General features: G+C 54.7%; 15 protein-coding genes. 11 read left to right on the top strand and 4 right to left on the bottom strand.

The window, feature by feature from the left end; translation table 11 throughout:
* Positions 1–2: 2 nt before the first annotated feature.
* Positions 3–1214, bottom strand: coding sequence for a GTP-binding protein (locus tag HNQ92_RS21435; protein ID WP_184177141.1), 1212 nt, complete (start codon positions 1212–1214; stop codon positions 3–5).
* A gap of 259 nt (positions 1215–1473) precedes the next feature.
* On the opposite strand from HNQ92_RS21435, the gene HNQ92_RS21430 reads away from it, so the two are divergent.
* The 5 genes from HNQ92_RS21430 to HNQ92_RS21410 all read left to right on the top strand — a co-directional run bounded on the left by HNQ92_RS21430 (position 1474) and on the right by HNQ92_RS21410 (position 4201).
* A complete protein-coding gene (locus tag HNQ92_RS21430; RefSeq protein ID WP_184177139.1) occupies positions 1474–2043 on the top strand; it encodes a Crp/Fnr family transcriptional regulator in 570 nt (189 codons plus the stop codon).
* Between the two features lie 74 nt (positions 2044–2117).
* Positions 2118–2609 carry an SRPBCC family protein gene (locus HNQ92_RS21425; protein ID WP_184177136.1) on the top strand — a complete coding sequence of 164 codons (492 nt, stop codon included), beginning with the start codon at positions 2118–2120 and terminating at the stop codon, positions 2607–2609.
* Between the two features lie 45 nt (positions 2610–2654).
* On the top strand, positions 2655–3071 hold the full coding sequence (locus HNQ92_RS21420) for a HEPN domain-containing protein (RefSeq protein ID WP_184177134.1): 417 nt from the start codon (positions 2655–2657) through the stop codon (positions 3069–3071).
* Positions 3050–3415 (top strand): hypothetical protein, encoded by a 366-nt coding sequence (locus tag HNQ92_RS21415; RefSeq protein WP_184177132.1) that lies wholly within the window; start codon positions 3050–3052, stop codon positions 3413–3415. Before HNQ92_RS21420 ends, HNQ92_RS21415 begins: the two co-directional genes overlap by 22 nt.
* A gap of 162 nt (positions 3416–3577) precedes the next feature.
* Positions 3578–4201, top strand: a complete 624-nt coding sequence (locus HNQ92_RS21410; protein WP_184177130.1) for a hypothetical protein — start codon at positions 3578–3580, stop codon at positions 4199–4201.
* Between the two features lie 134 nt (positions 4202–4335).
* Here HNQ92_RS21410 and HNQ92_RS21405 read toward each other — a convergent pair whose 3' ends face one another.
* Positions 4336–4965 carry a hypothetical protein gene (locus HNQ92_RS21405; RefSeq protein WP_184177128.1) on the bottom strand — a complete coding sequence of 210 codons (630 nt, stop codon included), beginning with the start codon at positions 4963–4965 and terminating at the stop codon, positions 4336–4338.
* A gap of 285 nt (positions 4966–5250) precedes the next feature.
* Here HNQ92_RS21405 and HNQ92_RS21400 point away from each other — a divergent pair, with 285 nt between their 5' ends.
* The 5 genes from HNQ92_RS21400 (at position 5251) to HNQ92_RS21380 (ending at position 10660) form a co-directional block, all read left to right on the top strand.
* Positions 5251–5922, top strand: coding sequence for a PspC domain-containing protein (locus HNQ92_RS21400; RefSeq protein WP_184177126.1), 672 nt, complete (start codon positions 5251–5253; stop codon positions 5920–5922).
* A 63-nt stretch (positions 5923–5985) separates the two neighbouring features.
* Entirely contained in the window at positions 5986–6171 is a 186-nt protein-coding gene (locus tag HNQ92_RS21395) for a LiaI-LiaF-like domain-containing protein (protein WP_184177124.1), read from the top strand.
* A gap of 12 nt (positions 6172–6183) precedes the next feature.
* Positions 6184–7191, top strand: a complete 1008-nt coding sequence (locus tag HNQ92_RS21390) for a LiaI-LiaF-like domain-containing protein (protein WP_184177122.1) — start codon at positions 6184–6186, stop codon at positions 7189–7191.
* Positions 7192–7392: 201 nt separating this feature from the next.
* Positions 7393–8052, top strand: a complete 660-nt coding sequence (locus HNQ92_RS21385) for a hypothetical protein (protein WP_184177120.1) — start codon at positions 7393–7395, stop codon at positions 8050–8052.
* A 181-nt stretch (positions 8053–8233) separates the two neighbouring features.
* Positions 8234–10660, top strand: a complete 2427-nt coding sequence (locus HNQ92_RS21380) for a S9 family peptidase (RefSeq protein ID WP_184177118.1) — start codon at positions 8234–8236, stop codon at positions 10658–10660.
* Positions 10661–10750: 90 nt separating this feature from the next.
* Here HNQ92_RS21380 and HNQ92_RS21375 read toward each other — a convergent pair whose 3' ends face one another.
* Positions 10751–11185, bottom strand: a complete 435-nt coding sequence (locus HNQ92_RS21375) for a hypothetical protein (protein WP_184177116.1) — start codon at positions 11183–11185, stop codon at positions 10751–10753.
* A gap of 134 nt (positions 11186–11319) precedes the next feature.
* Between HNQ92_RS21375 and HNQ92_RS21370 the strand changes: the two genes are divergently transcribed.
* Complete coding sequence (locus HNQ92_RS21370; protein ID WP_246440577.1) at positions 11320–12117, top strand: M15 family metallopeptidase; 798 nt, start codon at positions 11320–11322, stop codon at positions 12115–12117.
* Positions 12118–12438: 321 nt separating this feature from the next.
* Here HNQ92_RS21370 and HNQ92_RS21365 read toward each other — a convergent pair whose 3' ends face one another.
* Entirely contained in the window at positions 12439–12669 is a 231-nt protein-coding gene (locus HNQ92_RS21365; RefSeq protein ID WP_221307514.1) for a hypothetical protein, read from the bottom strand.
* Between the last annotated feature and the right edge of the window lie 41 nt (positions 12670–12710).

The raw sequence follows: 12710 nt of genomic DNA, 5'->3' as shown, positions 1-12710 counted from the left end.
TCTTATTCCCAAACCGGAAACGGATCGGCAAAGCGCCCCCCTCCTTCCAAGTACCCAAGCTCTTGCTCCGTACAAAGACACGCCTTGAGCTCCGCCGTAATGTGTGCGGGCTCTAGGTCTTGCCCAATGATGACCAATTCATTTTGACGGTCGCCGAAGCGGGGGTGCCAGCGGGATTCAATTTGTTTTTGGTTTTCCAGAAACGCCCCGTGCTGCCTGCGTTTGGCAAGGGGCATGGAGGCCCACCAGACCCCCGCCGCCTCGGCCCGCAAACTACCCCCAGCCTGGCTGAAATTAAGTGCCTCGTCGGGACGGGAAGCCAACCAGAACAAGCCCTTGCTGCGGATGATTCCCGCCGGAAAATTTTCACTTAAGTATTCCCAAAAACGTTCCGGATGAAACGGCCGCGGATCGCGAAAGACAAACGATGAGATGCCGTACTCCTCCGTTTCGGGGGTATGGCCCTGGCCCGACTGGTAGTTTTGCAGTTCTTGAATCCAACCGGCCGACTGCGAAGCTTCTTCAAAATCGAACCGATGCGTGTTCAAGATCTGCCCTGGATCGACCCGGCTAAACTGGCTCTCGATCAGCTGGGCCTTCGGGTTAAGCTTACGCAGAATCGCTTTCAGCTCCCCCACGTGGTAAGCCGACAACAGATCGGTTTTGTTAAGAATCAACACGTCGGCAAACTCAATCTGGTCCGTCAGCAGGTTCACGATCGTGCGCCTGTCGCTGGGGTCATCGTTCAGCTCGCGCTGGTAGACATTGTCTACGGAGCCAAAATCTTTCGGAAAATTAAAGGCATCCACCACCGTAACCATCGTATCCAGCCGGGCAAATCGCGACAGATCAATTCCTTTTTCTTCATCCACAAAGGAGAACGTCTGGGCTACTGGCAAGGGCTCAGAAATACCCGTCGATTCGATGAGCAGGTAGTCAAAACGGTTTTCGTGGGCCAGTTTTTCCACCTCCAGCATCAAATCTTCGCGCAGGGTGCAGCAAATACAGCCGTTACTCAGCTCGACGAGTCGTTCCTCCGTGCGCGACAGGGTATTTTGGCCGTTGATGAGCTGAGCATCCACGTTGACTTCGCTCATGTCATTGACAATCACAGCCACTTTCAGGCCCTGTTTGTTGTGCAGCACGTGGTTGAGTAGCGTGGTTTTTCCGGCGCCCAGAAAGCCGCTAAGTACCGTAACGGGTAGTTTTTTCATAGAAGAGAGGTAGTTTTGAGAGGCATTATGTAGGAACGGAAGGTCTTTTTAATTTGCAACAATGTTGCAAATATAGAAAAGTATTCCTAAATCCAAGAAGACTACTTCCTATTTTGCAACAATATTGCAATTAGCTATTTTGCTCGTGAGGAGTCACCCGCTGACTACCAGCACCTACCCTATCGCTAGTTGATTTTCAACCAGTAGCAAGGAAATAGACTGAACTTTATATACCTTTTTACCAAAATCGGCCCCAGCTATGACCGAACTCGAAAAATACATTCATACCTACTTTGGCGTCGGGCAGGAGGAGGTGGCAAAAATCAGTGGGTACTTTCAACCGGTCCGGCTAAAAAAAGGCGACTACTACCTCAGAACTGGCCGTCGGTCCGACCGCCTGGCTTTTGTGCAGTCGGGCATCGTGCGGGAGTACGTGGTATTGGACGACCGGGAGATCACGAAGTGGATTTCGACGCAGGGGTACTTTCTGGTAGACCTGGCCAGCTTTTTCTTTCACCAGCCCGCCCGCTGGAACCTCCAGGCCCTGACGGACTGTGAGCTTTTTGTAATCGACCAGGCAAAGTACCAGCAAATCGGTCGCGAAGTAGCGCGCTGGCCGCAGCTGGAAAAGCTCTTCATCGCCCGCTGCTTTACGGTACTTGAAGACCGGATCGTGATGCACCTTTCGATGAACGCCGAAGAAAGGTACCGGTACCTGCTCGGCTTCAACAAGGAGCTTTTCAACCAGGTACCGCTCCAGTACCTGGCTTCCCTGCTCGGCATGACGCCCGAAACGCTGAGTCGTTTGCGAAAAAAAGTGCTGGACTAACTTCTTGATTTACATCAAGAGCAGGCGTGGCTGGGAAGCCGACCTTTGTGAGGTACTTACTAAACAACAAGCCCATGCAAGCTCAACCGACCAGTCCGAACCCCTCCGAAGCGCCACAAGTACCCCTGAAAAACATCCATGCGCAGGCACCCGTACGCTGCACCAAAGAAATCCTGATCGACGCCCGCCCCGAAAAAGTATGGGCCGTCCTGACCGGCATCGACCAATGGGCCTCCTGGCAAACGGACATCGCTAACTCCCGGCTGAACGGCCCGCTCCGGCCCGAAAGTACCTTCGATTGGAAAACCGGTGGCACCCGCATTCATTCTACCTTGCACACCGTAACGCCGCACAGGTACTTTGGCTGGACCGGCAAAGCACTGGGTACCAAGGCCATCCATAACTGGACCCTCACGGAGGTTGATGGACAAACGAAGGTACTTGTCGAGGAAAGCATGGAAGGACTACTGGTAAGGCTTTTTAAGCATTCCTTTAACCGAAGCCTGGAGAAAGGCATGCTTCGGTGGCTCGAGCTGTTGAAAGTGGCGAGCGAGAAAAAAGGGTAGAAAGTACTACCTTTGCCCAATGTTTGAAACTATTTCATTTGTTAATTGGCAAAGGCGGAAGAATTGAAGTTAATGGCGCAAGAGCGTCTTGACGAAGCACAACTTCTTTATGTGAATACCTTTTTCAGCGGCGCATACTATCTGTCTGGCTACGCGATAGAGCTTGGTCTGAAAGCAGTGATTTGCAAACGCCTGAACATTGAAATGTTTGATGGCCAAGCACCGGGAAAAGTGGCAAAAACCTTCCAAATTCATGAACTACCTGATTTAATCATCTTGTCGGGACTGCACCAGAATTTAGAAAAATTAAAAAACGAAGATGTCAATTTTGCAAAAACCTGGTCGATTGTATCGGGATGGAGCGAGCAGAGACGTTATGAATATGGCTGTAAGCTCCACACAGCAAAGAAATTTCTTGATTCAGTAGTCTTGTTCATGTCATGGATACAACAGTATTGGTAAATAAACTCAAGCACTTGTTTTTGGAAGCAAGAAACAAAGGCTTACTTGTTGATGGTATTGGGCTGGCTCCTGCCTATGGCGGAATGGTAAGCCACTCCTACGTATTAGGAGTAAGTGCACCTTCCCTAGCCACCAAAGACCCTTACGATAAGATGGATATTATCCTGGATCTACTTTTTGACAAACTACCCGAAAACGAACGCAAAATGATTGATCGCGTGCGGGTATACGACACCCTTTCTGAGCTTAAACAACACGCCAACAGTGATTTTGATAATTATGGCAGTGATTGGCAGGAAAGAACTATGACCAAAAATGTGGAACTATTTGAGATGGCTCAATAAGAAAGTACCTTACTCTTCTAATGTGTAAAGCCGCCTTGCAAAGGGCGGCTTTACTTGTACTGCTTTCTATGCTGTTCGAACCCCGAGCCACCAAGGTTGTGTGGTTTTCTTGCACAAAACCGTTCGTTTCTGGTAGCTTTGCGTCGTCAACTAGTTTTCTTCATGCTAAGTACTACCGTTAAAATAAGTAACGTCACCAACCTCTCCGACGCCCGCTACTGCGCCGGTATGGGCGTCGCGCTGCTCGGCTTTTCCATCGACCCCGCCGACGCCAGCTACGTAGCGGCCAATAAATTTGAAGAGATTCGCTCGTGGGTAGCCGGGGTGCAAATGGTAGCCGAAACGACCCAAACCGACCCGAAACGCATCCTGGATACCCTGGCGGGCTACGCGGTGGATGCGCTACAGGTACAGGAGCCCAACGTACTTTCGTATTTGAAAAGTGAACTGGCGCTGCCGCTGCTGCTTCGCGTCAACGTAGATACGTACGCCGCCGACGAGCTCGATGCCCTCATGAGCCGCTACGCCGCCTACGTCGAGTACTTCCTGCTCGAAAGCGACCACAACGCCCCCCTCACCGCCGACTGGCTACACTCCCTCGGCCAGCTCACCACCGACTACCCCGTGCTGGTAGGCTTTGGCCTGGACGAGGTACCCACGGTAGAATCGCTGCGCCAGCAGGTACCCGCCAGCGGCCTGGCCCTGCGCGGTAGCGCCGAAATCCGGCCTGGCTACAAAGACTTCGGTACCTTGATGGACATCCTGGAAGCGCTGGAAGAAGAGTAGGTTCGGGGCATGGGACCCAAAGGGTACTTTCCCAAAAGTACCTCACCAGGCACCCTTTCTCCGGCGGAGAAAGGGCCGGGGATAGAGGCATTTTAACCCCAACGCCCCTTGCCCCGAACCCTCTGCCCCATATGCTACGCCACCGACAGCCGTGCCAGGCGCTCTTTTTCCAGGAGGGTGTCGAAGGTAAGCGTGAAGCCGTGCTTGCCCGGCGGCGTAGCGGCCGGAGCCAGTCCAAAGCGCAGCGCCAGCAAGATCGAGCTGAGATCGTAGCGGAGCTCGATGCGCCGGGTCTGGTGGTCGGCGTAGGTTTGGAGCGTGGCGCATTCGTAACAGGCCAGCTCCCGGGCCAGCGGCGACACCTCCGTGGGCTGCTCGTGCAGGTACCTCACAAAGGCCTGCGCTGCCTTCAGCGTGAAGCCGGGAGACACCTGACTTCCCCAAAAATCCTTTAAAAACTCCGCCAGCACTCCTTCGCCCCATTCGGCCGTCAGGTAGTTGCAGGTAAAAAAGAAGGCCTCCCGAAGTACCTGGGCCCCTTGGCTCGCGGGGGTACTTTGAGGCTGCGGGCGCTCCCGTTCCGCTGGATTATTATCCAGCTCAATCCCTACCGGTCGGGCCGTGGCGTAGGGTACTACAGTAGCACCGAGGCGCGTGCGGGAGAGGTCGGTGAAAAAGGTTTTTACTTCCCGAATACCCTGCGCTACGGCCAAAGGAAGTACCGAGGAGTGGGAAAAGGGTGAGGTAGTGGCGGCGGCTGTCATACTTTATTTCAATGGCTACATGTAAAAGGTACTTCAAATGTCCTCCGTTTTTAGTTAAAGCGCTAGGGGGATTTTACTGGATTGTATAAAACAGGGGTTTATACGTGTAAAAGGTGGATTTAGTCGTAAAACCTCCCCGGCCCGCCTCTTCCCGCTTTAACCCGCCCAGAAACCATTCAAGCCCCTTGAAAACCAATTATCCCATTTTCTTGCACTATCTTGTATAACCAACTACCTTTGAATAACAAATACTTGATCGCAGTACCAATAACCTAACAAATTACCATGGAAAAGAAATTGCGCCGAATCCCCAGTGAAGCCGTGCTGGGCGGGGTAGCTGCCGGAATAGCCGACTACCTGGTCATTGATAAAACCATTGTTCGTGTCTTGTGGGTAGTACTCCTGTTCCTGCCCATACCGCCCAGCTTTTTTTGGACGGGTGTGCTGTACCTGATCCTGTGGGCCGCGCTACCCGAAGGAGAGCCTACCGTACCCGGCCCCGACGCGCCCATTCCTCCGGCCGGCGATCCCGCCTATACGCCATCAGGTACCTACACCGAGCCGCGGGATACCTACCGGAGCCACCCCTTTAGTATGAACCCCAGTGACCCTCACTCGGGCCGTACCGTAAAAATACTCGGCGGAGCGCTGGTGCTGGTGGGGATCATCATGCTGGTGGACGAGCTGCCCATCTGGTACCAGCTGCGGCACTACTTCTGGCCGGTGGCGCTCATTGTGTTGGGAGCCTTCCTGATCCTGCGGCAGCGCGACAAAGAGCAGAGCGAGCCCATCGTGACGCCCCCGCCGGTAGATCCTTTCGCGCCGCTGGACCCCGATCCGATGCCCACGCCTCCGGCCGATGCGCCCAGCTCCGGCCCTACCTGGCCCGTTGATCCCGAAAGCCCGGACGACAAGGACCGCGGCCCGGACGACGAAGGTACTTACCGCGTCAACTAACCTCCCGACAAGTACCTTACCGGTACCTATTTTATATCTAAAAACCCTTAAACTAGCCAAGCCATGAACTTTCGCAATGTATTCTGGGGCGTGATGCTCATCCTGATCGGCTCCTTTTTCCTGATCCAGGAACTGACCGACTTCGACTTCGGACGGTACTTCTGGCCCATTATCCTCATCACGGCGGGGCTACTGCTGCTCGTACGCCAGCAGATCGGCTCTGACCGCAACCCAAACGCTAACTTTTAACCTAACACAAACATGAAACGCTCAAACGGAATTTTCTGGGGCGGCCTGCTCGTACTCTTCGGGGTATTTTGGCTCCTTCGCAACATGGGCTTGCTGGATATCGATTGGTACGAATTCTTTCGCTTCTGGCCCGTACTGCTCATTCTGGCCGGTTTCAGCCTGCTGCTTTCGGGCTCCCGCCGCGGCGGAGTAGGCGGAGGCGTGGCGGGTATCCTCATCGCGCTGGCCGTGCTGGGGGCCATCACGCACCGCACCGACCGCGCCTTCGATCGGCACCGCAACGACTGGAACTTCAAGTGGGACGGCAACGACGACGACCGCTACTATCACAACGACGACGATGACGACAGCCGCAGCAGCAAGCGCCGAAGTAAGCGGGGAGGTACCTTACAAAACAACCACTATGAGTACGAAATGGAAGGTGAACTGGCGGAAGCAAGCCTGAATTTTGAAGGCGGGGCCGGTAGCTTCAAGCTCAAAGGTACCACCGACAAGCTTTTTGAAGCCAAAACGCGCTCGTCGTTGGGCGGCTTTATTTCCAATATCCGAAACAACAAGTTGGAAAATTCGGCGGCCATTGATTTCAAAATGGAAGAAAACAAGGTGGAGATCAAGGACGGTAACCTGAAAAACGAAGTGAACATGAGCCTCAACGAGAAGCCTCGTTGGAACGTAGACCTGGCCATCGGGGCCGGAAAAGCGGATTTTGATTTTAGCAAACACCAAATCAAATCGCTCAAAGTAAGTACCGGCGTGGCCGACGTAGACCTGCGCTTCGGCGGCCTCGCCGACGCCACCGACGTGAAGATCGAGTCGGGCGTGGCCTCGGTCAGCATTGAAGTACCCACGTCGGTAGGCTGTGAGGTACGGGTAGACGGTGCCCTGAACGTGACCAACCTCGACGACCTCAAAAGCATGGGCGACGGCCGGTACCAAACGCCGGGCTTCGACCAGGCCACCAAAAAAATCACCATCCGCTACGAGGCCGGGATGTCAAAACTAAAAATACGGAGGTACTAAGGTACCCGCTCCTTTTGCCAAAGGCAGGCTAATCGCTACGGACTCAGTCTGCCTTTCTGGTTTTTGGGTCATAGTGTGCAGTTACTAAGTAGTGCTTGATAGCCCGGCCCAAGGTACCTACTTTTGGGAGCGCACTGAGGTACCTGCCCGCAGGTACCTCAGTGCCCATGAACCATTCCCTATTAACCCGCAACAAATGCCATGAAAAAACTATTTTTTCTTACCTTTTTACTGGGTACTTTGGCCACCAGCTACGCCCAAACGTCCAAAAACTACATCCAGGGTACCCTTAACGGGGCAGAATGGACCGCCGAGGCCAAGCGCATGAAGATCCCGGTCAACCGCTTCAGGTACCTGGCGCTGGCGGGCTTCAAAGTCAATCCTGACGAGTCGCTCTGGATTCGGCTGTACTACTTCGACGACGACCTCAAGCCGGGTACTTACCCCGTGGTGAGCGCCAAGGGCCTCGAAGACGCCTACCGCAAAAATAGCAAACCCACGCCCTTTGCCCTGGTAGACTACACCAGCGAAACCCAGAAACTGGGCCACGCGTTTCACGATGGCGAATCCCTGAGCGGTACCATCACGATCACGTCCGTGACCGACACCTTCATTGAAGGTACCTTTGAGGCCAAAATGACGGGTACCTACTACGAAAAGCGCGCCCTGGCTACCCTGAGTGGCTCCGGCCTGCGTGCCAACCTCGAGCGCAAGGTACTTACCTCGGCCGGGGGCGGCATGCTCACCACCGGCGACCCGCACGACCACGACAATACCCGCAAGTCTAAAGAAACGGATTCGATGGAGGTAGTGAACGGGAAATTCCGCGTAGATTGGACTCCGGAAGAAAATAAAAAATAATTGATTACTGCTCTGTTTGTTAGAAAGTACCCGGCCTGGTCGCCGGGTACTTTTTTGTATTTAGGCAAGAAAAGGTACTTTTTATTCTGTATTTAGGTAAAAAAAGGATACTTCTATTGGAAAATAGCCCTACCTTAGACATTTGTTTTAGCAACCGTTTATATACTAATCGAAAACCTACATGAAACGTCGTATCCTCTACTTTACGACCGCATGGCTTAGCCTGCTGGCTACTACCCAGGCCCAAGACGCCATGACGTACCAAACCCCACCGCCCGAGCTGGCCGCCCTCGTCAACGCTCCACCTACCCCTTCCGTGAGTGTCGATGGCCAAGGCCAATGGATGCTCCTGATGGAGCGCTCGGCCCAGCCCACCATCGCGGAGCTTTCGCAACCCGAGCTTCGCCTGGGTGGCATGCGCATCAACCCCGCCACCAACGGCCCCAGCCGCGCCAGCTACGCCGTGGGGCTTTCGTTGAAAAACCTCAAAACGGGCGAAGAAAAAAGCATTCAGGGCCTGCCCGCAAAGCCGCAGCTCTCGTACATGCGCTGGTCGCCGGACGACCAAAAGGTGGCCTTCACGCACACCACCGACGACCACCTGGAGCTCTACGTACTCGACGTAGCCACCGCCACGGCCCGCAAGGTTACTAACACGGCCCTTAACGCCACCTTTGGTACACCCTTCGAGTGGGTGTCTGACAGCCAGTCGCTCGTGGCGCGGCTCATTCCGGCCAACCGGGGCGCGGCTCCGCAGCCCAGTCGCACGCCCATCGGGCCCACCGTACAACAAAACCTAGGCAAGGCGGGCATGGCCCCTACCTACCAGGATTTGCTCAAAAACCCCACGGACGAGACCGCCTTTGACTACTACTTCACGTCGCAGATCACCCAGGTAGGGCTGGACGGCCGCACGCAGGCCATCGGCCAGCCGGGCATCGTCCGGACGGCCTCGCCCTCACCGGACGGCAAGTACGTGCTCGTGGAGATGCTGCACCGGCCTTTTTCGTACCTGGTACCGGCCTACTATTTCCCCACCAAAACCGACGTGTACGCCATGGGGGGTACTTTGGTGAAAACCTTCCAGGATAAGCCCCTGGTTGAAAACGTACCCTGGGGCCGTGACGCCGTGCCCGCCGGAAACCGCGGCTACGACTGGCGCGCCGACGCCCCTGCTACCCTCTACTGGGTAGAAGCCAAAGACGGTGGCGATGCCAAAAAGAAAGTGGCGATTCGGGATGTGGTGTACGCGCAGGCGGCTCCCTTCAGCGAAGAACCCAAGCAGCTTTTTGCAACCGAACTGCGCTTCGGCGGCGTGTACTGGGGCAACGACCAAACGGCGCTCTTCAGCGAGCGCTGGTGGGCCAGCCGCCGGGTCGTCACCAAGCTCGTAAACCCCGCCAACCCGGCTAGTCCTACGGTACTTTTCGACCGTTCTTCGGAAGACGGCTACAACAATCCCGGCTCACCCGAGCTCACCAAAAACGCCTACGGCCAGTACGTGCTCGACCTCACCGCCAAGCGTGAGATTTTCCTCACCGGTGAGGGGGCGTCCCCCGAAGGCGACCGTCCCTTCGTAGACCTCCTGGATTTGAATACTAAAACTACCAAGCGGCTGTGGCGCTCCGAGGCTCCTTACTACGAGCAGCCGGTGGCGATTTTGGACAAAGAAAAAATGCTGATCCTGACTACCCGCGAAACGCCCGAGGAAAATCCCAACTACTTCATTCGGAACCTGAAACCCAAAAAGAAAGAAAACCCGCTGAAGCAGGTAACGACCTTTGCGCACCCCTATCCGCAGCTCAAAGACGTGCAGAAGCAGGTACTTCGCTACCAGCGCAACGACGGCGTGGAGCTCACCGCTACGCTGTACCTGCCCGTGGGTTACAAGAAAGAAGACGGCCCGCTGCCAACCTTCCTGTGGGCCTACCCGCGTGAGTTCAAAGACAAAGACGCCGCCGGACAGGTAGCGGGCTCGCCCTACCGCTTCAACCGCATTAGCTACTGGGGTGCGGCGGCCTTCGTGACGCGCGGCTACGCCATTCTGGACAACGCCGCCATTCCCATCGTGGGCGAAGGTACCAACGAGCCCAACGACACCTACGTGGAGCAGCTCGTGGCCAGCGCCAAGGCGGCCATCGACGAGGGCGTACGCCTGGGCGTGGTAGATAGCACCCGCGTGGGCGTGGGCGGGCACTCGTACGGTGCCTTCATGACTGCCAACCTACTTACGCACAGCACGTTGTTCAAGGCGGGCATAGCCCGGAGCGGTGCCTACAACCGTACGCTTACACCTTTCGGCTTCCAGAACGAGCAGCGTACCTACTGGCAGGCGGCCCCGGTGTATAACACCATGTCGCCCTTCATGAACGCCGATAAAATGAAAACCCCGCTGCTGCTCATCCACGGCGAAGCCGACAACAACACGGGTACTTTCCCCATCCAGAGCGAGCGGTACTACAGCGCGCTCAAAGGCATGGGTGCTACCACCCGGCTGGTGCTGCTGCCCTACGAGAGCCACGGCTACACCTCTCAGGAGTCGCTCTTGCACATGCTTTGGGAAATGGACAACTGGCTAAGTACCTACGTCAAGGGACAGAAGCAGTAGTCTTGATTTGCAATACTAAAAAGAGCCGCCGCGGATCGTCACGATCTGCGGCGGCTCTTTCTATAGGGGTACTGAGGCTAGTTAAGGTACCTAATCTTTCGTTGCCGTAAAGGTACCCTCGATGCGTTCGGGATTGGCGCTGCCCGGCCCCAGCAGTTCTCCGCTGTAGGTACCTTCCAGCTCGGTAGCGCTCCGGAAGGTGGCCTCCACGTCCACGGGCTCTACCCGAAAATTAAGCTTCTCGTCCCGGATGGTGGCGTAGCCCTCAGAATTAGTTCCCGACTGGTTGGTGGTCAGGGTACTTCCTCCAAAATTATAGCGAATATTGACACTATAAGCCGTGAGGCGCGCCTCTCCGGCTACGTTACTGATCGTAAACCGCAGCGAGTCCCCCACGGTGGTTACGCCCCGCCACACGCCCACGTAGGGTGAGGGCGGCGAGGGAGTACCTTCGTCATCTTTGCAGCTTACCGCCACGGCGGCCACAATAAGTACCAAAAGGCCCGTAATTCTTAAGTTTTTCATGGTCATAGCGTTTTGTATCAGGTATATAAATAGGTTTGTAGTAAACTATTATTCCAGCATTCTTGGCAAGGTACTTGGCTGGTTTAAAACATTTAGGGGCAAATTACGTAAACTTGCTAAAAATTCGCTCGTTTATGTTTTCCCTCCGTTTGCTTTCTGTGCTGGTTTTGTTCCTGACAAGTACCTGTCTGTCGGGCTGTCAGGGGCAGTCGTCCTCCGGCTCAAGTACCCCCAAGCCTCCCCCAACTACCCCGTCGAAACGCACCGCCACGGCCCGGCTGGAAGTACCCGCCGCACCGCCGCAAGGTACCTTGCCCGAGCTGGAGCGGCAGATGATCCAGCAGGGACTGGTGAATATCCAGGATGTTGACAGTACCATTCTGGTGGAGCTCAAGTACTCCACTACCGACAATTTTGTGGGGAAAGATGTCTACGGCGACCTGACCCGCGCCTACCTCCAGCCCGACATGGCCCGTAAGCTGGCCCGCGCCAGCCAGTACTTGCGCGAAAGTACCCCCGGCTACCGCCTGCTGGTGTACGACGCCGCCCGGCCCAACTCCGTGCAGTATATTCTCTGGGACGCCCTCGACGACCTCAAGATCCCGACCCGCTCCAAACCTCAATACGTAGCCGACCCCAAGGTGGGCTCCATCCATAATTTCGGCTGCGCCGTAGACCTCACCGTGGCCGACGAGCGCGGCCAACCGCTCGACATGGGCACCAAGTACGACTACTTCGGTCCGCTGGCCTACCCGCGCTCCGAGCAAGAAATGCTCCGGCAGGGCAAGCTCACGGCCCAGCAGATAGCCAACCGCCAGGTACTTCGCCGGGCCATGACACGCGCGGGCTTTGCCGTCAACCCCACCGAGTGGTGGCACTTTGACGGCATGTCGCGGCAGCAAGCCAAGGCCCGTTATGGGATCATTAAGTAAGAAGGAAGTTTGACTACCTCTGGGCTTTAGCCCAGGGCTACTAGAATTGTAGTTTTTTGAGGAAAATACTTTTTCCCGGATTTATTGGGAAGGCGCAAGCAAGCTCTTAGAATACACTGATGAAACCATTCTACTCATAAATATCTTTCCGGTGCCCAACAGCGACAACGTCAACAATTAACTCATTATCAAAAATTTCGTAGATAATGTGGCCTAGGATTTTCTTCTAAGCTTGAAATAGCTTCTATAATGGGGGCTACAATATGACCAGGGAGCTTATCAAGTTGCTTTTCCGCCTTTTTGGATAAAGTAATGATATACCTAGGCATTCCTTGTTTTTCTTCTGCTTACATACTCAGAAAACAGAATGCGCTCACCAGTATCTTCCTTTTTGGCTTCATCATAAAGGCGCACATCTTCCAGCTCCTCCAATTCTTCCATGAGTGATTCAAACTCCTGCACAGAAAGAACTACCAATGAATTATTACCATTAGCATCCTTAATATATTGTGGGTGTATGGTTAACATAACAACTATAAATTCTTTTTTCAAAAATAGCATTTCAAAACCAAAGTATCAACCCAGCTGTGCAG

The sequence above is a fragment of the Rhabdobacter roseus genome (genome assembly GCF_014202275.1).
GTDB lineage: Bacteria > Bacteroidota > Bacteroidia > Cytophagales > Spirosomataceae > Rhabdobacter > Rhabdobacter roseus.
This window is presented reverse-complemented; position numbering and strand designations above follow the sequence as displayed.

Excerpts from the sequence above, each read along its gene's own strand:
- HNQ92_RS21435 (WP_184177141.1), bottom strand. The coding sequence starts at position 1,214 with ATGAAAAAACTACCCGTTACGGTACTTAGCGGCTTTCTGGGCGCCGGA.
- HNQ92_RS21430 (WP_184177139.1), top strand. The coding sequence starts at position 1,474 with ATGACCGAACTCGAAAAATACATTCATACCTACTTTGGCGTCGGGCAG.
- HNQ92_RS21425 (WP_184177136.1), top strand. The coding sequence starts at position 2,118 with ATGCAAGCTCAACCGACCAGTCCGAACCCCTCCGAAGCGCCACAAGTA.
- HNQ92_RS21415 (WP_184177132.1), top strand. The coding sequence starts at position 3,050 with ATGGATACAACAGTATTGGTAAATAAACTCAAGCACTTGTTTTTGGAA.
- HNQ92_RS21410 (WP_184177130.1), top strand. The coding sequence starts at position 3,578 with ATGCTAAGTACTACCGTTAAAATAAGTAACGTCACCAACCTCTCCGAC.
- HNQ92_RS21405 (WP_184177128.1), bottom strand. The coding sequence starts at position 4,965 with ATGACAGCCGCCGCCACTACCTCACCCTTTTCCCACTCCTCGGTACTT.
- HNQ92_RS21400 (WP_184177126.1), top strand. The coding sequence starts at position 5,251 with ATGGAAAAGAAATTGCGCCGAATCCCCAGTGAAGCCGTGCTGGGCGGG.
- HNQ92_RS21395 (WP_184177124.1), top strand. The coding sequence starts at position 5,986 with ATGAACTTTCGCAATGTATTCTGGGGCGTGATGCTCATCCTGATCGGC.
- HNQ92_RS21390 (WP_184177122.1), top strand. The coding sequence starts at position 6,184 with ATGAAACGCTCAAACGGAATTTTCTGGGGCGGCCTGCTCGTACTCTTC.
- HNQ92_RS21385 (WP_184177120.1), top strand. The coding sequence starts at position 7,393 with ATGAAAAAACTATTTTTTCTTACCTTTTTACTGGGTACTTTGGCCACC.
- HNQ92_RS21380 (WP_184177118.1), top strand. The coding sequence starts at position 8,234 with ATGAAACGTCGTATCCTCTACTTTACGACCGCATGGCTTAGCCTGCTG.
- HNQ92_RS21375 (WP_184177116.1), bottom strand. The coding sequence starts at position 11,185 with ATGAAAAACTTAAGAATTACGGGCCTTTTGGTACTTATTGTGGCCGCC.
- HNQ92_RS21370 (WP_246440577.1), top strand. The coding sequence starts at position 11,320 with ATGTTTTCCCTCCGTTTGCTTTCTGTGCTGGTTTTGTTCCTGACAAGT.